General features: G+C 57.8%; 19 protein-coding genes and 1 tRNA gene. 4 read left to right on the forward strand and 16 right to left on the reverse strand.

What is annotated here, in order from left to right; translation table 11 throughout:
* Positions 1-142: 142 nt before the first annotated feature.
* The 5 genes from NHU87_RS19565 to NHU87_RS19585 all read right to left on the reverse strand — a co-directional run bounded on the left by NHU87_RS19565 (position 143) and on the right by NHU87_RS19585 (position 2,258).
* Entirely contained in the window at positions 143-508 is a 366-nt protein-coding gene (locus NHU87_RS19565; protein WP_008072998.1) for a hypothetical protein, read from the reverse strand.
* 347 nt (positions 509-855) lie between these two features.
* Positions 856-1,050: a hypothetical protein gene (locus tag NHU87_RS19570; protein WP_253551726.1), complete on the reverse strand. Its 195-nt coding sequence runs from the start codon at positions 1,048-1,050 to the stop codon at positions 856-858.
* 210 nt (positions 1,051-1,260) lie between these two features.
* Positions 1,261-1,581: a YbjQ family protein gene (locus NHU87_RS19575; RefSeq protein ID WP_007902143.1), complete on the reverse strand. Its 321-nt coding sequence runs from the start codon at positions 1,579-1,581 to the stop codon at positions 1,261-1,263.
* Between the two features lie 73 nt (positions 1,582-1,654).
* Positions 1,655-1,837 carry a hypothetical protein gene (locus NHU87_RS19580; RefSeq protein ID WP_253551729.1) on the reverse strand — a complete coding sequence of 61 codons (183 nt, stop codon included), beginning with the start codon at positions 1,835-1,837 and terminating at the stop codon, positions 1,655-1,657.
* A 331-nt stretch (positions 1,838-2,168) separates the two neighbouring features.
* Positions 2,169-2,258: transfer RNA gene (locus NHU87_RS19585), tRNA-Ser, on the reverse strand.
* A 308-nt stretch (positions 2,259-2,566) separates the two neighbouring features.
* On the opposite strand from NHU87_RS19585, the gene NHU87_RS19590 reads away from it, so the two are divergent.
* From NHU87_RS19590 to NHU87_RS19600, 3 genes are all read left to right on the forward strand, one after another.
* Entirely contained in the window at positions 2,567-3,256 is a 690-nt protein-coding gene (locus NHU87_RS19590) for a crotonase/enoyl-CoA hydratase family protein (protein WP_253551731.1), read from the forward strand.
* 214 nt (positions 3,257-3,470) lie between these two features.
* Positions 3,471-4,193, forward strand: coding sequence for a lysophospholipid acyltransferase family protein (locus tag NHU87_RS19595; RefSeq protein WP_253551733.1), 723 nt, complete (start codon positions 3,471-3,473; stop codon positions 4,191-4,193).
* A gap of 149 nt (positions 4,194-4,342) precedes the next feature.
* Complete coding sequence (locus NHU87_RS19600) at positions 4,343-5,314, forward strand: magnesium and cobalt transport protein CorA (RefSeq protein WP_253551735.1); 972 nt, start codon at positions 4,343-4,345, stop codon at positions 5,312-5,314.
* A gap of 108 nt (positions 5,315-5,422) precedes the next feature.
* On the opposite strand, the gene NHU87_RS19605 is transcribed toward NHU87_RS19600, so the two are convergent.
* The 3 genes from NHU87_RS19605 to NHU87_RS19615 all read right to left on the reverse strand — a co-directional run bounded on the left by NHU87_RS19605 (position 5,423) and on the right by NHU87_RS19615 (position 9,626).
* Complete coding sequence (locus NHU87_RS19605) at positions 5,423-6,157, reverse strand: amidotransferase (protein ID WP_253551738.1); 735 nt, start codon at positions 6,155-6,157, stop codon at positions 5,423-5,425.
* Between the two features lie 95 nt (positions 6,158-6,252).
* Entirely contained in the window at positions 6,253-8,397 is a 2,145-nt protein-coding gene (locus NHU87_RS19610) for a 3-hydroxyacyl-CoA dehydrogenase NAD-binding domain-containing protein (RefSeq protein WP_253551740.1), read from the reverse strand.
* Between the two features lie 23 nt (positions 8,398-8,420).
* Entirely contained in the window at positions 8,421-9,626 is a 1,206-nt protein-coding gene (locus NHU87_RS19615; RefSeq protein WP_253551742.1) for an acetyl-CoA C-acetyltransferase, read from the reverse strand.
* 630 nt (positions 9,627-10,256) lie between these two features.
* Between NHU87_RS19615 and NHU87_RS19620 the strand changes: the two genes are divergently transcribed.
* On the forward strand, positions 10,257-11,078 hold the full coding sequence (locus tag NHU87_RS19620; RefSeq protein ID WP_253551744.1) for a c-type cytochrome: 822 nt from the start codon (positions 10,257-10,259) through the stop codon (positions 11,076-11,078).
* Between the two features lie 120 nt (positions 11,079-11,198).
* On the opposite strand, the gene NHU87_RS19625 is transcribed toward NHU87_RS19620, so the two are convergent.
* The 8 genes from NHU87_RS19625 to NHU87_RS19660 all read right to left on the reverse strand — a co-directional run bounded on the left by NHU87_RS19625 (position 11,199) and on the right by NHU87_RS19660 (position 17,517).
* Complete coding sequence (locus tag NHU87_RS19625; RefSeq protein ID WP_253551747.1) at positions 11,199-12,008, reverse strand: transglutaminase family protein; 810 nt, start codon at positions 12,006-12,008, stop codon at positions 11,199-11,201.
* Positions 12,005-12,955 (reverse strand): alpha-E domain-containing protein, encoded by a 951-nt coding sequence (locus tag NHU87_RS19630; RefSeq protein ID WP_253551749.1) that lies wholly within the window; start codon positions 12,953-12,955, stop codon positions 12,005-12,007. Before NHU87_RS19630 ends, NHU87_RS19625 begins: the two co-directional genes overlap by 4 nt.
* A 12-nt stretch (positions 12,956-12,967) precedes the next feature.
* The gene (locus NHU87_RS19635; protein ID WP_223487611.1) at positions 12,968-14,377 is read right to left on the reverse strand and encodes a circularly permuted type 2 ATP-grasp protein; all 1,410 of its coding nucleotides are present in this window, start codon (positions 14,375-14,377) and stop codon (positions 12,968-12,970) included.
* A gap of 497 nt (positions 14,378-14,874) precedes the next feature.
* Positions 14,875-15,216, reverse strand: a complete 342-nt coding sequence (locus tag NHU87_RS19640; protein ID WP_007902188.1) for a ribonuclease E inhibitor RraB — start codon at positions 15,214-15,216, stop codon at positions 14,875-14,877.
* Between the two features lie 215 nt (positions 15,217-15,431).
* The gene (locus NHU87_RS19645) at positions 15,432-15,665 is read right to left on the reverse strand and encodes a hypothetical protein (RefSeq protein ID WP_253551751.1); all 234 of its coding nucleotides are present in this window, start codon (positions 15,663-15,665) and stop codon (positions 15,432-15,434) included.
* Between the two features lie 236 nt (positions 15,666-15,901).
* Positions 15,902-16,093 carry a PLDc N-terminal domain-containing protein gene (locus NHU87_RS19650; RefSeq protein ID WP_007902193.1) on the reverse strand — a complete coding sequence of 64 codons (192 nt, stop codon included), beginning with the start codon at positions 16,091-16,093 and terminating at the stop codon, positions 15,902-15,904.
* Between the two features lie 83 nt (positions 16,094-16,176).
* Positions 16,177-16,707, reverse strand: coding sequence for a hypothetical protein (locus NHU87_RS19655; RefSeq protein WP_253551752.1), 531 nt, complete (start codon positions 16,705-16,707; stop codon positions 16,177-16,179).
* A 291-nt stretch (positions 16,708-16,998) separates the two neighbouring features.
* On the reverse strand, positions 16,999-17,517 hold the full coding sequence (locus tag NHU87_RS19660) for an ankyrin repeat domain-containing protein (RefSeq protein ID WP_007898805.1): 519 nt from the start codon (positions 17,515-17,517) through the stop codon (positions 16,999-17,001).
* Positions 17,518-17,592 lie beyond the last annotated feature (75 nt).

A 17,592-nucleotide genomic window follows, 5' to 3' on the forward strand; every position in this document is an offset into this window, starting at 1 on the left:
CGGATAGGCCTCAGCCTGGCATCTGCGTCTGGTGAGCAAACCAGATACTGACTGTACGAGATTTGAGCCACATACAGGAGAAACGTTCAAAAACGAAAAAGCCCGGCATTCGAGCCGGGCTTTTTCAGGGGATCCTTCAGGATCAGTGGCCTTTTTTGGACAGATTGCTGCCCACGCCGCCGCCCAATGCACCACCCAGACCGGCGCCGATGGTGGAACCCGTCTTGCCACCCAGACTGTTGCCGATCACCGAACCGCCCGCCGCGCCGACACCGCCGCCGATGGCCGCTTTGGTACGGCTGCCTTTGCGTGCTGCAACAGCACTGCCGGCTGCGCCCGCTACGCCGGCACCAATCGCTGCGCCTGTGCTGCCGCCCATTTTCTGGCCGATCACATTACCCAGCGCACCACCCAGACCACCACCGAGCGCGGCAGTGCCATCACCGGCAGCCATTGCACCTTGAGCAACCAAAAGGCCTAGAACCAGAGCAGGCAGTGTCAAACGCATAACGTGAACCTCAAAAAAAGGGGAAACCGAAAGGCCGGAGATTGAATGCTTTGGAGGAGGCAAAGTCCAGACACAAACACGGAACAACCTCATCATTAGCGACGGTTGGACAGCATTTATGGAAAAGGTTTTATGACAGGCAAAAAAAAGCCCGCTGGGGAAACGGGCCAGGGTACTGCTTTCTAACGGATGAGCTGAGACTACGTAGGCAGGTGTGAAAAGTTTGTGAAAAAAAACACGAGTGCTTGCAATGTGCAGGACGTTTCTCCGCATTGCCTCCAAGCACGCTTTCTACCCTTCAAAAACAAGAAACCCCGCTCAATGGCGGGGCTCGTACGAATCACTGTTTACTTCCTGGAAGGCGCACCCAGCTTGGGCATGAACTTCGACTTCGGCCCCCGAGTTCGGGGCACTGCAGATTTGATTTTGTTGATTTTGATACGGTCTTCACCGAAGCTCGGCACATAGTCCGACTGACCACACTGCACGCAATTATTGATTGGAAATTCCGCCCCGTCGTCTTCGATATACGGCTCAGTCATATCTTCGCTCCTCTCAGCGGGTCGATACCGGCAAGCCCTATTTGCCTGGAAAATATCGACCACCCAGGATTTTGAGACTAGTCGGTCATTCCCGGACTTGTGATTCAGATTGTTACGTGCCCGACGAATGGCCAGCGCCTGCTTCCTACAAAACCGGATGGCGAAAAAACAAAATGTGCGCGCTCCTCCTCAAGATTTTTCCCCGCCCACTTACCGCAGCTTGACCGCCGTCCCGGTCACAAACACCACCACCATTCCACCCTTGCCGGCCGGCATGCTGATCTCATAATCGAGCCCCACCACTGCATCCGCTTGAAGCGCCCGAGCCCGCTCCTTGATCTCGTCGGTGGCCTGAATCCGCGCATCCTTCAATGCCCGCTCCAACGTTTGAGAACGCCCGCCGAAAAAATCCCGCATGCCTGCGAACAGATCGCGGATCACGTTAACGCCCTGCACCGACTCGGCGCTGACGATGTCCAGGTAAGCGGTGATTTGCCGACCTTCGATGGTGTGAGTTGTGGTGGTGATCATGAGATTTCCTTGTTCAGAGCTGTCGTCGATTTGATGCGACGTTCGTTGCTCATTGGGACTGGTGCCTGAAGTATTAGAGCAGCTTGATCAACACCGCAGTAACGGTAGCTACCGTACCAATTAGCCCAATAGCAACTGCCACTGGATACCAAAAAGTCTCACGGGTCATCTTGCCGGCCTCGGCGTTCAACTTGCGCTGTTCAGCGATCAGCTTGACGATCTCCACATGAACCTTTTCCAGCTCTGCCTGTTTCATGGTCATTTCCTGCATAACGTGCGTACGTCCGTTCCGGATAATGGGGGGCATCATTTGCGCTGCCCTTTGATTCATTTTGCACCCTAGAGGCGCAAAACAAATACCCCTTCCCGAGATGGCTCATGTGAGGTGCTGAACCTATGGAAGCACCCAACCGCCTGGCTTTCCAGCATTACTTCCCACACACCCAGCACTTGTCCTACATCATTTTCAGACGCGCCTTTTCTGATGCACCTGAGCCAGCGGGCAGCCATGATTGAAAAATCCAGACACCAGAAACCACAAAACCCCTGACTTCTCTCGAAATCAGGGGTTTTGGTTACATCGAATGTGGCGGTGAAGGAGAGATTCGAACTCTCGATACAGTTTCCTGTATACACACTTTCCAGGCGTGCTCCTTAAGCCACTCGGACACTTCACCGTATCTCTTCAAACATGTTCTGTCTGTCGAGGCGCGCTAATGTAGTCGAAAGCTTTTCCGATGGCAAACATTTTTTTCAGAATTTTCATGCGGTTAACGCCGTTAACCCTTTCGCGCCGTTCAAGGGTATGGCAAACCTGCCAATCTCCGGCTTCGCCTTCCCTTCTATATAGAAGCCAATGCGCGGCGGACGTGGCTGACTACGGCTGATGGGCGGAGAAAGGGTGACTGGCGAGTCAGTCATGGCGCTTTACCTGGCCTACGGCGGTGGGTAACGTCTGCCCTACTTTATTAGAAGGATTGACGTCATGAGTGAGTTGATTTCCTACCATCTCGAAGACGGTATCGCGACCCTGACCTTGAGCAATGGCAAGGTCAATGCCATCTCGCCGGATGTGATTGTTGCGTTTAACGCTGCGCTGGATCGGGCGGTGGCGGATCGGGCGGTGGTGATCATTACCAGTCAGCCGGGCATTTTTTCGGGTGGTTATGACTTGAAAGTGATGACGGCCGGCCCTAAAGAGGCGATTGCACTGGTGGCTGCCGGTTCGACCCTGGCTCGTCGCCTGCTGTCGCACCCGTTCCCGGTGGTCGTGGCCTGCCCTGGGCATGCGGTGGCCAAGGGTGCGTTTATTCTGTTGTCGGCGGACTACCGCATTGGCGTCGATGGCCCGTTCAGCATTGGTCTGAATGAAGTGCAGATCGGTATGACCATGCACCACGCCGGTATCGAGCTGGCGCGTGATCGCCTGCGCAAGTCGGCGTTTCATCGTGCGGTGATCAATGCCGAGATGTTCAATCCGCAGAGTGCCGTGGATGCCGGTTTCCTTGATCTGGTGGTGTCGGCCGAAGAGCTGCAAGGCGCGGCGCTGGCGGCGGCTCGTCAGTTGAAGAAGCTCAACATGATCGCCCACAAGAACACCAAGCTAAAAGTGCGCAAGGCACTGCTGGAGACGCTGGACAACGCGATCATCCTGGATCAGGAGCATATGGGTTAAGCCCGAACGCGCTGTAACGAAAAGCCCGACCGTCGTGTCGGGCTTTTTCTTGCGTGTCTGGTTTAAAACCTTACAACCGCTCTAGATCGCATCTGACCCATAAGTCGGAAACATGCGCTCAAACATCGGCCATCTCCCACTTCTATAGCGACAATTGCCGAAAACAGTGCACATCCGTACACTGCGCCACCTTTTGTCCCGGTGGGCCCTTTAGATGCTGTTTGTGTTTCGTATGTTATTGATGGGCTTGCACTTTATTCTGGCCGGTCTGCTTGGGGTGATTCTGGGTCTACTCCGGCCGTTCAATCCGGACAACAGCCGTTTATGCGCGCGTTTGTATGCGTGGCCAGCAATGTGCATTTTGCGTTTGCGGGTGAAGGCCGACGTCGGGCCGTTGATGGATAAGCCTGACAGCTGCGTGATCATCGCCAACCACCAGTCCAACTACGATCTGTTTGTGTTCGGCAACGTGGTGCCCCGCCGCACTGTGTGCATTGGCAAGAAGAGCCTGAAGTGGGTGCCGCTGTTCGGGCAGTTGTTCTGGCTGGCCGGCAATGTGTTGATTGACCGCGGCAATGCGCACAAGGCACGTCAGTCGATGCTGACCACGACTCACACCTTGCAGCATGAAGACACCTCGATCTGGGTCTTCCCGGAAGGCACGCGCAATCTCGGCGAAGAGCTGCTGCCATTCAAGAAAGGCGCGTTCCAGATGGCGATTGCCGCGGGCGTGCCAATCGTGCCGGTGTGTGTCAGCAGTTACGTCAAACACATGCGATTGAACCGCTGGCGCAGTGGGAAAATTCTGATCCGCTCGCTGCCGGCGATTCCTACAGCGGGATTGAGCCTGGATGACATGCCGATGCTGATCGCCCAGTGCCGCGAGCAGATGCGCGAGTGCATCGACTCGATGGATCGGCAACTGCAAGCCGCTTGAAAGAAACCCGCCCTGTGCGGGTTTTCTTTTGCCCGCGAACTCTACAGATTTTGCTGACTCTGAAACAACAGACAGGGGTAAGCTGAATCCCGCTTGGCACTGCCAGTCTTCATCAATAGAAAGTGGTTAATAAGAAGTGAATCATCATTATGGGTAGAGTCGTTGCTGCTGCGGTTTACAGCGCCGGTAAGAAAGTCACCAATATCACCCTCGATGAAGGCGCTGCCTGGGCTGCCAAGCCTGGCCACTTTGTGTGGATTGGCCTCGAAGAGCCGAACGCCCAGGAGCTGTTCAACCTGCAACGCCAGTTCAACCTGCATGAACTGGCCATCGAAGACGCCCTGGAAAAACACAGCCGCCCGAAGCTGGAAACGTTCGGCGACGCACTGTTTATTGTCACGTATTCGCCGATTCGCAATGAAGGCAAACTGCAGTTCATCGAGACTCATATCTTTGCCGGCAAGGGCTATGTCATTACCGCACGCAATGGTCATTCGGCGTCCTACGCCCTTGTCCGACAGCGTTGTGAGGCGCGGCCGCTGTTATTGGAGCATGGGGAAGATTTCGTACTCTATGCCATCCTCGACTTCGTGATTGAAAACTACCAGCCGATGGGCGAAGCGATCCATGCCGAAATCGATGAGCTGGAGAGCAGCGTAATGTGCAGCTCCCTGAATGAGCGCGACATTCAGAAACTCCACAGTCTGCGCCGCGATGTATTGCGCTTGCGCCGGTTTGCAGCGCCGATGGTGGAGATCAGTGAGGAATTGCAGAACCTGAGCTTTCCATTTATCGACAAGAACATGCGTCCGTATTTTCGCGATGTGCAGATTCACGTCAGGCGGCAAATGGAAGACCTGACGACCTTGGCAGACATCGCCAGCCAGACCATCGAGATCGGTGTGTTGCTGGAGGCGTCACGCCAGAGTGTGGTGCAGCGCAAATTTGCGGCGTGGGCGGCGATTCTGGCGTTCCCGACGGCGGTGGCCGGGATTTACGGGATGAACTTCGAAAACATGCCGGAGCTGACCTGGCATTTCGGGTATTTCGGGGTGTTGGGGTTTATTACTGTTGGGTGCGTCGGTTTGTGGACGAGTTTCAAGCGGTCGGGGTGGTTGTAGTCAGGATCGAGGCGTCTTCGAAATTCGCGGGCAAGTCGGATCGCCGCACCGCTCGCTCCTACAGGAGTTTCGGTGTTCTTGTAGGAGCGAGGCTTGCCCGCGAAGCTTTCAAGGCTTAACCGACTCACCCTCAGGCTTGTGCGACACAAACCGCATCATCCACTCTGCGACGGTAGTGCCGTGATGCTCGTGTTCAAGACTCGCCATGCCTTTCGAATAAATCTGCTCGCCCAGCGCTTCCTGACGAATATCCAACAATGCGCGCGAGTAATCGTGAATGAACTCCGGGTGCCCCTGAAAGCACAGCACTTGATCGTTGATGTGGTACGCGGCGAACGGGCAGAAATCGCTCGAAGCAATCACCGTAGCGTTTTCCGGTAGCGCGGTGACCTGATCCTGATGGCTGATCAGCAGCGTCAGCTCCTCCCTCAATGGGCTCATCCACGGTGCTTTGGCCGCGAGTTTGTAGCTGTGGGTGCCGACGCCCCAACCCTGGGTCGCCCGCTCACTTTTGCCACCCAACAACAGCGCCAGCAACTGATGGCCGAAGCACACGCCCAACAGTTTGTCGCCGCGCTCGTAGCGGTTCAGCAGGTACGTCTTGAGGGTTTCAATCCACGGATCGGTACCGAAGGAATCGGCCTTGCTGCCGGTGACCAGATACGCATCAAAAGTCTCGTCATCGCTGGGATAATCGCCCTGCATCACATTGTACACGGTGAACTCGGCAGCGATGGGTTGCTGCGAAAACAGACGCTGGAACATCTGCCCGTAACCCTGATATTGATCGACCAGTTCCGGACGCAGGATGTCGGTTTCCAGAATGCAGATGCGTAACGACATAAAAAATACCTGACACATGAAGGGAATAATGCACACCCCAGAGCCTGCCTTGAAACACGGTGGCAAGGCAAGCCCCGGAACGCGTCATCGGTCCCTTAAAACAGCGTGTCTTTTGCCGCCTTCTCCAACAGCAGCGCAGGCGGTGTGAAACGCTCGCCGTATTGCTCGGCCAGGTACTGCGCGCGGGCGACGAAGTCTTTCACTCCGTACTGATTGATGAATTGCAGCGCACCGCCGGTCCAGGCCGCGAAGCCGATGCCGAAGATCGAGCCAACGTTGGCATCCGCCGTCGAGGTCAGCACACCCTCTTCCATACAGCGCACGGTTTCGATGGCTTGGACGAACAGCAGTCGATCGCGTATGTCCTTCGGCGAAATCTGCCCATCGGCTGTCTCGAAACGGGTTTTCAGCTCTGGCCACAAATGCTTCTGCCCTGTGGCCGGGTAATCGTAGAAACCACCTCCAGCGGCCTTGCCCGGACGCTTGTATTCCTTGAGCAGCAAGTCAATCACGGCGAAGGCCGGGTGCTCAATCAGGGTTTTCCCTTCTGCTCGCAGGTCTTTGGCGGTTTGTTCGCGGATATGGCTCATGAGGCTGAGGGAAACTTCGTCGGAGATCGCCAGAGGCCCGACAGGCATGCCGGCCTTGCGCGCTTCGGTCTCGATCATCGGCGCGCTCACACCTTCACCGAGCATGGCGATGCCTTCGTTGGTGAAGGTGCCAAATACTCGTGAGGTAAAGAAGCCGCGACTGTCGTTGACCACGATTGGCGTCTTCTTGATTTGCAGGACGAAATCGAATCCGCGAGCCAGGGTTTCGTCGCTGGTATGGACGCCCTTGATGATTTCCACCAGTGGCATTTTTTCCACGGGACTGAAGAAATGCAGGCCGATGAATTTCGTCTGGTCCGGAACGGCGGTGGCCAAGCCGCAGATCGGCAAGGTCGAGGTGTTGGAGGCGATGACCGCGTCCGGGCCGACGACTGTTTGCGCAGCCGATGAGACCTTGGCCTTCAGTTCGCGATCCTCAAACACCGCTTCAATAATCAGATCGCAACCCGCCAGGTCCGCATCGTTTTCGGTGGCATGGATTCGCGCCAAAATCTCTTCGCGCTGCTCCCGGGTTAACCGACCACGCGCAACTTTCTTGTCCAGCAACGCCGCCGAGTGGGCCTTGCCCTTCTCTGCCGCGGCGAGGTTGATGTCTTTGAGCACCACGTCGATGCCGGCTGATGCGCTGACAAACGCGATGCCCGCGCCCATCATCCCGGCGCCAAGCACGCCGACTTTCTTCGTCACATAAGGCGCTATGCCTTGGGGCCGCGAGCCGCCGGCATTGATCTCATTGAGCTGAAACCAGAACGTGCCAATGAGGTTTTTCGACACCTGGCCGGTGGTCAGCTCGGTGAAGTAGCGGGTTTCGATCAGGTGCGCGGTGTCGAAATCCACCTGAGCGCCTTCCACCGCCGCGCAGAGGATTTTCTCCGGAGCAGGCAGGCAGCCCTGGGTTTTGCTGCGCAGGATCGATGGCGTGATGGCCAGCATCGGCGCGAGCTTCGGGTCCGACGGCGTACCGCCAGGAATTTGATAACCCTTCACATCCCAGCGCTGCACAGCGACCGGGTGAGCGACAATCCATGCCCGCGCCTTGGCCATCAGCTCATCGCGATCGGCTGCCAACTCGTCGATCAACCGCGCCTGCAACGCCTGTTGCGGCCGGATTTTTTTGCCTTCAAGCAGATACGGCAGGGCTTTTTCGATGCCCAGCATGCGAACCATGCGCACCACTCCGCCGCCGCCCGGCAACAGGCCGAGAGTGACCTCCGGCAAGCCAAGCAGCACCGACGGGTTGTCCAGCGCCACACGGTGATGGCACGCCAGGCAGATTTCCCATCCACCACCGAGCGCCGCGCCATTGATCGCAGCGACCACCGGTTTGCCGAAGGTTTCCAGAGTGCGCAGTTGGCCCTTGAGGGTCAGCACCATGTCGTAAAAGGCTTTGGCTTCGGGTTTTCCGACCTTGATCAGTTCATTGAGGTCGCCGCCGGCGAAGAAGGTCTTCTTGGCCGAGGTGATGATCACGCCGGCAATGGCGTCCTTTTCGGCGACCAGTCGGGCGACGCAGGAGGCCATGGCATCGCGGTAGACCGCATTCATGGTGTTGGCACTCTGGCCCGGCATGTCGATGGTCAGGACGACGATCTGGTCCTGACCTTTTTCGTAACGGATGGCTTGGGTCATGGCAATTTCCTTGAAGTCAGGGCTCAGAGACGTTCGATGATGGTGGCAATGCCCATGCCGCCGCCGACACACAATGTCGCCAGGCCATAGCGCAGGCGCCGGGCTTCCAGTTCATCGAGCAGCGTGCCGAGAATCGCGCAGCCGGTGGCGCCGAGCGGGTGGCCCATGGCGATGGAGCCGCCGTTGACGTTGACCTTGTCAGGGTCGATGGCCATGTCCTTGATGAACTTGAGCGCCACCGAAGCGAACGCTTCGTTGACTTCGAACAGGTCGATGTCTTCGACCCGCAACCCGGCCTTGGCCAACGCCTTGCGAGTGGCCGGCGCCGGGCCGGTGAGCATGATGGTCGGGTCGGTGCTGGTGACCGCCGTGGCGACGATTCGCGCCCGTGGCTGCAGGCCCAGCGCCCGGCCCTTGGCCTCGGAGCCGATCAGCATCAGCGCCGCGCCATCGACGATCCCGGAACTGTTGCCCGGCGTGTGTACGTGGTTGATCCGCTCGATCTGGCTGTAAACCCGCAATGCCGTGGCATCGAAGCCCATTTGCCCGATCATGTCGAAACTCGGCTTGAGCTTGCCCAGGCCTTCCATCGTCGAGTCGGCGCGAATGAACTCATCGTGATCGAGCAGGATGATGCCGTTCTGGTCCTGCACCGGCACCAGCGACTTGTTGAACGAACCGTTCGCCCGCGCCCGCGCCGCCTTCTGTTGGGAGTGCAACGCGAAGGCATCGACGTCCTGACGACTGAAGCCTTCAATCGTGGCGATCAGGTCGGCACCCACGCCCTGGGGCGTGAAGTGGTTGTGCAAATTGGTTGCAGGATCCAGCGCCCAAGCGCCGCCGTCGCTGCCCATGGGCACGCGGGACATCGACTCGACGCCACCGACCACCACCAGGTCTTCGAAGCCGGAACGCACTTTCATCGCTCCGAGGTTCACCGCTTCCAGCCCCGACGCGCAAAAGCGATTGAGCTGCATGCCGGCCACGCTGACATCCCAATCGGCCACCTGCGTAGCGGTCTTGGCGATGTCGGAGCCCTGGTCGCCGATGGGCGTCACACAGCCGAGCACCACATCATCGACCTGACTGGTGTCCAGAGACGTGCGCTGCTGCAGCGCCGTCAGCAGCCCGGCCACCAGGTTCACTGGCTTGACGCTGTGCAAGGCGCCATTGGCCTTGCCTTTACCGCGGGGCGTGCGCAACGCGTCGAATATCAAAGCTTGGGTCATGACGTCCTCGAACCTGGTGAATGAAAATCAAAAGATCGCAGCCTGCGGCAGCTCCTACGGGAGACCGTGTGATCCTGATCTTTATGCATCACCTTATGCCCGGCAGCCGTGGATTCAATGACCGCAGTGCTCATTGGCATTGACGGTCACGCTCAGACGAACGGTAGTCTGCTATCGGATAAACCGATTCCCATCACCAAGCTGTCTAGCAAACGGGCGCCCAAGAAGCTGGCCATAAGCCTCATGCCTTTTTAAAAGCGATGAGTGCTCAACACATACGAAATGGATCTAAGCCAAGCGTGACGCGGGCCCTAAGGTAAACCTGTACGAAGTTGTCGTCGGGTTTTGCCGAGGCACTCGTCTTACAGGAAGTGCAGCGCTCTGCCGTCATGGATATGCAGGCAGGCACCAGGAAATAACAAAAAAGGCGGTCAAGCCATGTTCAAGCATTCGAAAGTACGTCAAGCCGGGCTCATTCTATTCGCCACAACACTGTTGTTGATTTTGCCGAACCTGACCAAGGTGATTGGCTGATCGAGCATCAGGGTTTTCGTTTCGCCTGATAAAAATGTGATTGACTCGCTACCCGGGTCAGCGTGGCTGTGCCAACCTTTGCGGCACTTCCACGACATGGACGGCGATCATTTGAAAGCGCTCATTCTGTTTGGGGCCTTGCTGCTCAGCATGCCTCTGTCTGCCGCACAGCTGAATCTTGAGCTGGGCGCGAGTTCTCGCACCTGGCAGACCGAGCAATTGCTCAAGCATCCTCAGGTTCAGACCATCACGATCACTAACGACGTTTCCTACAAACGGGACATGAGCTATCGCGCCGTGCCGTTGGCGGCGTTGTTGACGGGTATCCAGCCTGACGATCACCTGCAAGCCGTTGCCCTGGACGGTTTTGCCGCCGAACTGGCTGCCGCGCCATTGCTCAATACCCAAGGGGCGCGGGCCTGGTTGGCGATTGAAGACCCGGCCAAGCCTTGGCCGCCGTTGTCAGAGGGCAAGCACAGTGCCGGGCCGTTTTATCTGGTCTGGACCGATCCGCAGGCAGGCAACATCAGCCCCGAGCAATGGCCGTTCGAAGTGGCCAGCATCAAGCGCATGGCCCCGGTGGCCGAACGCTTCCCTGCCCTGCTGCCCGATCCTGCGCTGAAGGCGGACGATCCGGTGAACAAGGGCTTTGCGCTGTTTCAGAAGAACTGCCTGGCGTGTCATCGATTGAATGGCGCGGGGGATTCGCAGTTCGGGCCGGACCTGAATATTCCGTTCAACCCGACCGAGTATTTCGGCGCGGATTTCCTCAAACGCTACATTCGTGATCCGCAGAGCTTGCGTCAGTGGCCGCAGGCGAAGATGCCTGCATTTTCTGCAGAGGTGTTGCCGGAGGGGGATCTGGAAATGTTGGTGGGATACTTGAAGCATATGGCGGGACGCAAAGTGAAGCCCTGACACATCCACCCTGTGGGAGCGGGCTTGCCCGCGATGGCGGTCTTCCAGTCACTGCATCAGAGTCTGAAGTATCGCTATCGCGGGCAAGCCCGCTCCCACAGGGTTCTGCGGTGTCCTGACTTATTGCTGTTGCACTGAGATCACCGGCACCGGCGTCGGCGAAACAAACACCTTCGCATGCATCTGCTCGCACCCGCCGCCACGGCGCATGCCGCGCACCGGGCAGGCGTCGAGGTAATCCAGGCCCACCGCCAGTTTCAGGTGACGCTCCGGGCGGGCCAGTTCGTTAGTCACGTCGAAGCTGTACCAGGCGTCATCCAGCCAGGCTTCAGCCCAGGCGTGACTGGCCAGGTGTTCGCAATTCTCACTGTACAAATACCCCGACACATAACGCGAGGGAATGCCCAGGCTGCGGGCGCAGGCGAGGAATGCATGGGTGTGGTCCTGGCAGACCCCGGAACGCCCGGCAAAGGCCTGGGCGGCGCTGGTGTCCACTTCGGTGGAACCCGGCGTGTAGGTCATGTGCTGGTTCAGGCCATGCATCAAATCGATCAGCGCCGTACGATCCCTGCGTTGTTTGCAGGCCTTCTCGGCAAACGCGCGCAGCGCTTCGTCGGCTTCTGTCAGGCGCGTGAAGCGCAGAAACGGCAGCGCCGACTGGCTTTCATGTTCGGCTTCGCGCAGTTCGTCGATGTCCACCTGCCCTCGGGCGCCGATGATGATTGCCTCGTGGGGTTCGTCCAGGGTCAGCACATGCAGAATGTTGCCGAACGGATCGAGTTGCGCGCGCACCGGGCGTGGCAGGTCGAGCTGCCAGCTGAGCACGTGTTGGCGCTCGCTGTCGTGAGGGGTCAGTCGCAAGTACTGGATGCTCGCCCGCACCTGATCTTCGTAGTGATAGGTGGTCTCGTGGCTAATGGAAAGTCTCATGCAGCCTCCAGGTAGGAACTGTGTATGGCATTGCCCAACTGGCGCACCAGTGGGATGAACTCGGTCAGCCAGGCGTGCAGGCCTTCGTCGAGAATTTCGTTGATACCGGTGTAGCGCAGGCGCGCGTCCATTTCCGCGGCCAGACGTTGCGCGGGACGGCCGTTGGCCCCCGGCAATTGGGCGAGGATCTGGTCGATTTCTTCGGTGCAGGCGCGCAGGGATCGCGGCACGTCGGCGCGCAGCAGCAACAACTCGGCCACGTGCCGGGCGCCAGGGGCGTCGCGGTAAATCTCGGTGTAAGCCTCAAACGACGACAAGGCCCGCAGCAAGGCGCTCCACTGGTAATAGGCGTGAGCCGTGCCGTCGCTGACCGCTGCGGCCTGATCGCCGGCCATTTCGTAACGGGCGTCGAGCAGGCGCAAGGTGTTGTCAGCCCTTTCGATAAAGGTGCCCAGACGAATGAACCGGAACGCGTCGTTACGCATGATGGTGCCGTAGGATGCGCCGCGGAACAGGTGGGAACGTTCCTTGATCCACTCACAGAAACGGCTCATGCCGTAGCGACTCAAGCCCTGCTCGGCGATCCCGCGAATTTCCAGCCAGGTAGCGTTGATGTTTTCCCACATGTCGGCGGTGATTCGCCCACGCACCGCATGGGCGCTGACTCGCGCGGCACCGAGGCAACTGTAGATGCTCGCCGGGTTGGCCGCGTCCAGGGCGAAAAAATGCAGCAGCCGTTCGGCATGCAGATCGCCGTGGCGCTCCAGGTAATCGTCCAGAGTGCCGGTGATCAGCAACGGCATGGCGAGTTCGTGTAAACCGTCGCCACGACCATCCTGAGGCATCAGTGACAGCGAATAACTGATGTCGAGCATCCGTGCGAGGTTTTCTGCTCGCTCCAGGTAACGCGACATCCAATACAGATCCGAGGCAGTTCTACTTAACATGGCAGGCTTCCTTCAATCCTCGACCACCCAAGTGTCCTTGGTTCCGCCGCCCTGGGATGAATTCACCACCAGGGAGCCTTCGCGCAAGGCGACACGGGTCAAACCGCCGGGCACAACCCGGGTTTCGCGGCCAGACAATACAAACGGACGCAGGTCGATATGGCGTGGAGCGATGCCGTTTTCGACAAAGGTCGGACAGGTCGATAAAGACAGCGTCGGTTGGGCGATGTACGCGTGGGGCTTGGCTTTGATCCGCTCACGGAAAGATTCGATTTCCGCCGCCGTCGCCGCCGGCCCCACCAGCATTCCGTAACCGCCGGAGCCTTGGGTTTCCTTGACCACCAGCTCTGGAAGATTGGCCAGTACGTGGGACAGTTCCGAGGGATTACGACACTGCCATGTCGGCACGTTCTTCAGGATCGGCTCTTCATCCAGATAGAAGCGAATCATGTCCGTGACGAAGGGATACACCGACTTGTCGTCCGCGACCCCGGTGCCGATGGCATTCGCCAGCACCACGTTGCCGGAGCGGTAGGACGACAGCAGACCTGGAACGCCGAGCATCGAGTCCGGGTTGAACGCCAGCGGATCAAGGAAGGCATCGTCGAGGCGACGATAGATCACGTCGACGGCTTTCGGCCCATCCGTGGTGCGCATGAACACCTTGTCGTCGCGCACGAACAGGTCCGCGCCTTCCACCAGTTCAACGCCCATTTCCCGGGCCAGAAACGCATGCTCGAAAAACGCGCTGTTGAAGCGCCCCGGTGTCAGTACCACCACGCTCGGGTTGTCGATCGGGCTAGAGCTTTTCAGGGTGTCGAGCAACAGGTTCGGATAGTGGTCGATCGGCGCGATGCGCTGGGCCGAGAACAACTCGGGGAACAGGCGCATCATCATTTTGCGGTCTTCGAGCATGTAGCTCACGCCGCTGGGTGTACGAAGATTGTCTTCGAGCACGTAGTACGTGCCGTCGCCATCGCGCACCAGGTCGACGCCAGAAATGTGCGAGTAGATATCGCGGTGCAGATCCAGCCCTTGCATCGCCAACTGGTATTGCTCGTTGGCCAGCACTTGCTCGGCGGGGATGATGCCCGCCTTGATGATGCGCTGCTCGTGATAGAGGTCGGCAAGGAACATGTTCAATGCCTTGACCCGCTGAATGCAGCCGCGCTCGACGACCCGCCATTCACTGGCGGGGATACTGCGGGGAATGGTGTCGAAGGGAATCAGGCGCTCTGTCCCCTGCTCATCACCATAGAGCGTGAATGTAATCCCGGCACGATGAAATAACAGATCGGCCTCGCGTCGCCGTTGTGCCAAAAGCTCGTCAGGCGTTTCGGCCAGCCAACGGGCAAACTCCCGATAATGCGGGCGGACCTGGCCGCCGGCATCGTACATCTCATCAAAATAGGTGCGGATCATGCCGTACTCCTTGTCACTCCGGACATCCAGACCTTCGCAAGGCCCGTGCCATCGGCATAAACGCTTTGATATCAATCAGTTGGATAATGGCGCTGCACGCACCGCACCAATCCTGTGCGGTAAATGCCCCAACCTGATTGTCCCCGCTTCATGGCGCAGCAATGCTGTCGCCTATCAGCAGCATAGTCAGAGTTGATTTCACTGCCCGAGGAGGCGATGCGGATAATCGGCGCATTCGCTGGAAAACTTATCGTCCTTCCCTTTTAGCCGCCTGTTCAGGCGGTTTTTTTTGCGTTTTTGAAACGTTATGAATCAAAAACACGATCAAGAGATCGCAGCCTCGTTTCACTCGACAGCTCCTACAGGAGACGCATTCCAATGTAGGAGCTGTCGAGTGAAACGAGGCTGCGATCTTTTGATCTTGCTTTCAAAACCCACAAACGAAAACGGCCAACCCAAAGGTCAGCCGTTGCAGATTGTTGTCACTGTTCATAACGTTATGCGAGTAACCCTCGTACCTCCTGCTTGACGCCCCATCCTTCGATGATACCGCCCAGAGGCTCGACCACCGCCTCGAAGTCCTGCTCAAAGTCGCCGATCCCGTCGTAGGTCGCGTACATCACTTTGCTCAGTTCCAGATGCCACGCGCCGTCGTCGCGCACGCTGATCTGGGCATTCAAGGATTCACCACAGAAATGACCTGCCGCCCTGCGTGCCCGCTCCTCGTCCGGAAAAATGGCGTAGAACTCGATGGGATGGAATCGTGAAAAGTCGAAACCGCCTTCTTTCATGCGGCGCAGCACGCTGCTGCTGATGTCTTCTTGATAGGCTGTGCTCATGAAACGTCCCCCTCAGACTGATGGATAGACTTTCAGTATTCCCTGCACTTTCAACCGATTGGTGAGAGCGATACGGCAACAGAGGTTGCCGACGGGAAACAAGCATGTAGCTGACAAGACCAGACCTTAGCGAGTCATTCGCTGATCTCGCTTGCAGAGTAGCCCTTAGATAGAGCTGCTGCCAAGGCCTGGGTGTGAATGTGACAAGAGGTGTATCAGATGGGAGTAATACTGAGGATTTCAATGCTGCACTGGGATTTCAGACTTTTGACGGTCGGATCAGCGGTGCGACCCTCCAGATCATTGAGGTCAAGTTCCGCAGCGACCGGCAGGCGCCGGGCAAGAATGAGTTTGGCGGCTTGCTCGCTATTCGGGCATTCCTCGCACTCGAAGAGTTCGTCCACTGTTTCACCGTGATCATCCACGAAAGTGATTTTCCACTTTTGCATCGGTGCCTCCTCGATAAAACCCATGGATGGGCTTACTTCTATCTGGACTTTTACCCTGAGTGATCGTTCAAACGGATTACCGCGTATAGGCATGCAAAAAAACACAGAAACCTGTGTAGGAGCGAAGCTTGCTCGCGAAAGCGGTGTATCAGTCAATTTACATGTCGACTGATACACCGCTTTCGCGAGCAAGCTTCGCTCCTACAGGGGTATGTGTTCATTTTAGTAGGATGCAGTCAGATCCGCACATTGCCCCTTGGCCCGGCGATGGCCCAGATGATCAGGCCCAGCACCGGCAGCAATAGGATCAACAGCACCCAGATGATTTTCATCCCGGTCTCGGCGCCACTTTTAAGCACGTTGATGATGGCCCAGATATCCAGGGCAAGAATGATCAGGCCAACCAGACTGTTGAACGTGGAACCCATGGTGACGCTCCCGAAGAGTGATATGCACTCTTAGGATAGTCGGGCCTTGCGAGGGTTCCGTTTTATTACCGTTCTAGACAGCTTCAGACGTGGATCGCTACTTTCAGGGCTTCCAGGGATGGCGCGGCGGCGATGCCGACTTCGGCGCACAATTCGAGAACCCGTGGCACGTCGTTACCATAGACCAGCACCACTTGCAGTTCGTCGTCGAGCAACTGGCTGAAGTTCATTAGCGTGTAACCGCCATTTTCCTTGTTCATGCTGCTCATCTGCACTTGAATGCGATTGAGCGCCGTCAGGGCTTCGGTCTTGGCCAGTTGCTTGGGTTTGATGTTGAAATCGACGTCGGGGCCGAACGAAGCGACGATTTGCGCAAACAGGTCCATGTAGGTGTCGGCCTGGAACAGCACGGTTTCCGGCAGGCTGCCGACGACTACCCACTCGCCCAATGGGATCGGGAAGGTGTCGTCGTAGTTGATGTCCGGATTGGCCGTCAGAAAAGCCTCCGGATCGGCGTAGGCCTGAGCTGCTTCGTCAGCAACCTTCAGGATTTCGTCATCGTTCATGCACCCGGAGCTGATTTTGCTGATGAGTTCGACGAGTGCGGCTTTCATGAGGTGGATCCTGTAGCGAGGGAGATTTGAGGGCGCGAAGGATAGCGCATTCGGAAACGGATTGCGGGACCAGGCATGACCTGTGGCGAGGGAGCTTGCTCCCGCTGGGTGTAGCAGCTGGCGAAGCCTGCGTTCGGCTGCGAAGCAGTCGCAAATCCGGCTGGCACGGTCCGCCTGACACACCGCAATCTCTGATTTTACGACTGCTGCGCAGCCGAACGCAGGCTTCGCCAGCTGCTACACCCAACGGGGGCAAGCTCCCTCGCCACAAAAGCCCCGCTGCCACAGAGGTCAGGCCAGGAGTTTTTGCAGTTGTGCGGTGGTATCCACCGCGCCCATGGTTTTGGCTGCGTCCAGCGCGGATACGCCGTTGGCATCCTTGGCTTTCGGATCGGCGCCTTTGCTGATCAGGTAGTCGACGATTTCGACGCGGTTGAACATCGCCGCCATCATCAGCGCAGTGCGACCGTCGAAGGACGAACCTTCCACTTGCGCGCCACCTTCCACCAACGCCTTGACCACCGCCAGATCACCCTTGAACGCCGCGCCGGCAATCGGGCTCTGGCCGTTGTCATTGCGGATTTCAGGATCAGCCTTGTGCTCGAGCAACACTTTTACCGTCTCGACATGGCCGTGGTACGCGGCGAGCATCAGCAAGGTGTCGCCCTTGTGGTTGCGCAGGTTCGGCGGCAAGCCCTTGGTCAGCAGCGCAGCCATCATGGCCGCATCGCCCTCGCGCGCTTTGTTGAACACCTGTTCGGCAAATTCAGCAGCCTCTTCGGGCGTCATCTGGCGGCTTTTGTCTGACATTGGGGACTCCACATTCGGTCAATCGGAAAGCCGATAGTTTCCCGAGCAGTCCTGCACCTGTCACTTGTTTTTTCT

This window comes from Pseudomonas mandelii (assembly GCF_024138395.1).
In the GTDB taxonomy this organism is placed as follows: Bacteria; Pseudomonadota; Gammaproteobacteria; order Pseudomonadales; family Pseudomonadaceae; genus Aquipseudomonas; species Aquipseudomonas mandelii_E.

Excerpts from the sequence above, each read along its gene's own strand:
- NHU87_RS19565 (WP_008072998.1), bottom strand. The coding sequence starts at position 508 with ATGCGTTTGACACTGCCTGCTCTGGTTCTAGGCCTTTTGGTTGCTCAA.
- NHU87_RS19570 (WP_253551726.1), bottom strand. The coding sequence starts at position 1,050 with ATGACTGAGCCGTATATCGAAGACGACGGGGCGGAATTTCCAATCAAT.
- NHU87_RS19575 (WP_007902143.1), bottom strand. The coding sequence starts at position 1,581 with ATGATCACCACCACAACTCACACCATCGAAGGTCGGCAAATCACCGCT.
- NHU87_RS19580 (WP_253551729.1), bottom strand. The coding sequence starts at position 1,837 with ATGAAACAGGCAGAGCTGGAAAAGGTTCATGTGGAGATCGTCAAGCTG.
- NHU87_RS19590 (WP_253551731.1), top strand. The coding sequence starts at position 2,567 with ATGAGTGAGTTGATTTCCTACCATCTCGAAGACGGTATCGCGACCCTG.
- NHU87_RS19595 (WP_253551733.1), top strand. The coding sequence starts at position 3,471 with ATGCTGTTTGTGTTTCGTATGTTATTGATGGGCTTGCACTTTATTCTG.
- NHU87_RS19600 (WP_253551735.1), top strand. The coding sequence starts at position 4,343 with ATGGGTAGAGTCGTTGCTGCTGCGGTTTACAGCGCCGGTAAGAAAGTC.
- NHU87_RS19605 (WP_253551738.1), bottom strand. The coding sequence starts at position 6,157 with ATGTCGTTACGCATCTGCATTCTGGAAACCGACATCCTGCGTCCGGAA.
- NHU87_RS19610 (WP_253551740.1), bottom strand. The coding sequence starts at position 8,397 with ATGACCCAAGCCATCCGTTACGAAAAAGGTCAGGACCAGATCGTCGTC.
- NHU87_RS19615 (WP_253551742.1), bottom strand. The coding sequence starts at position 9,626 with ATGACCCAAGCTTTGATATTCGACGCGTTGCGCACGCCCCGCGGTAAA.
- NHU87_RS19620 (WP_253551744.1), top strand. The coding sequence starts at position 10,257 with ATGGACGGCGATCATTTGAAAGCGCTCATTCTGTTTGGGGCCTTGCTG.
- NHU87_RS19625 (WP_253551747.1), bottom strand. The coding sequence starts at position 12,008 with ATGAGACTTTCCATTAGCCACGAGACCACCTATCACTACGAAGATCAG.
- NHU87_RS19630 (WP_253551749.1), bottom strand. The coding sequence starts at position 12,955 with ATGTTAAGTAGAACTGCCTCGGATCTGTATTGGATGTCGCGTTACCTG.
- NHU87_RS19635 (WP_223487611.1), bottom strand. The coding sequence starts at position 14,377 with ATGATCCGCACCTATTTTGATGAGATGTACGATGCCGGCGGCCAGGTC.
- NHU87_RS19640 (WP_007902188.1), bottom strand. The coding sequence starts at position 15,216 with ATGAGCACAGCCTATCAAGAAGACATCAGCAGCAGCGTGCTGCGCCGC.
- NHU87_RS19645 (WP_253551751.1), bottom strand. The coding sequence starts at position 15,665 with ATGCAAAAGTGGAAAATCACTTTCGTGGATGATCACGGTGAAACAGTG.
- NHU87_RS19650 (WP_007902193.1), bottom strand. The coding sequence starts at position 16,093 with ATGGGTTCCACGTTCAACAGTCTGGTTGGCCTGATCATTCTTGCCCTG.
- NHU87_RS19655 (WP_253551752.1), bottom strand. The coding sequence starts at position 16,707 with ATGAAAGCCGCACTCGTCGAACTCATCAGCAAAATCAGCTCCGGGTGC.
- NHU87_RS19660 (WP_007898805.1), bottom strand. The coding sequence starts at position 17,517 with ATGTCAGACAAAAGCCGCCAGATGACGCCCGAAGAGGCTGCTGAATTT.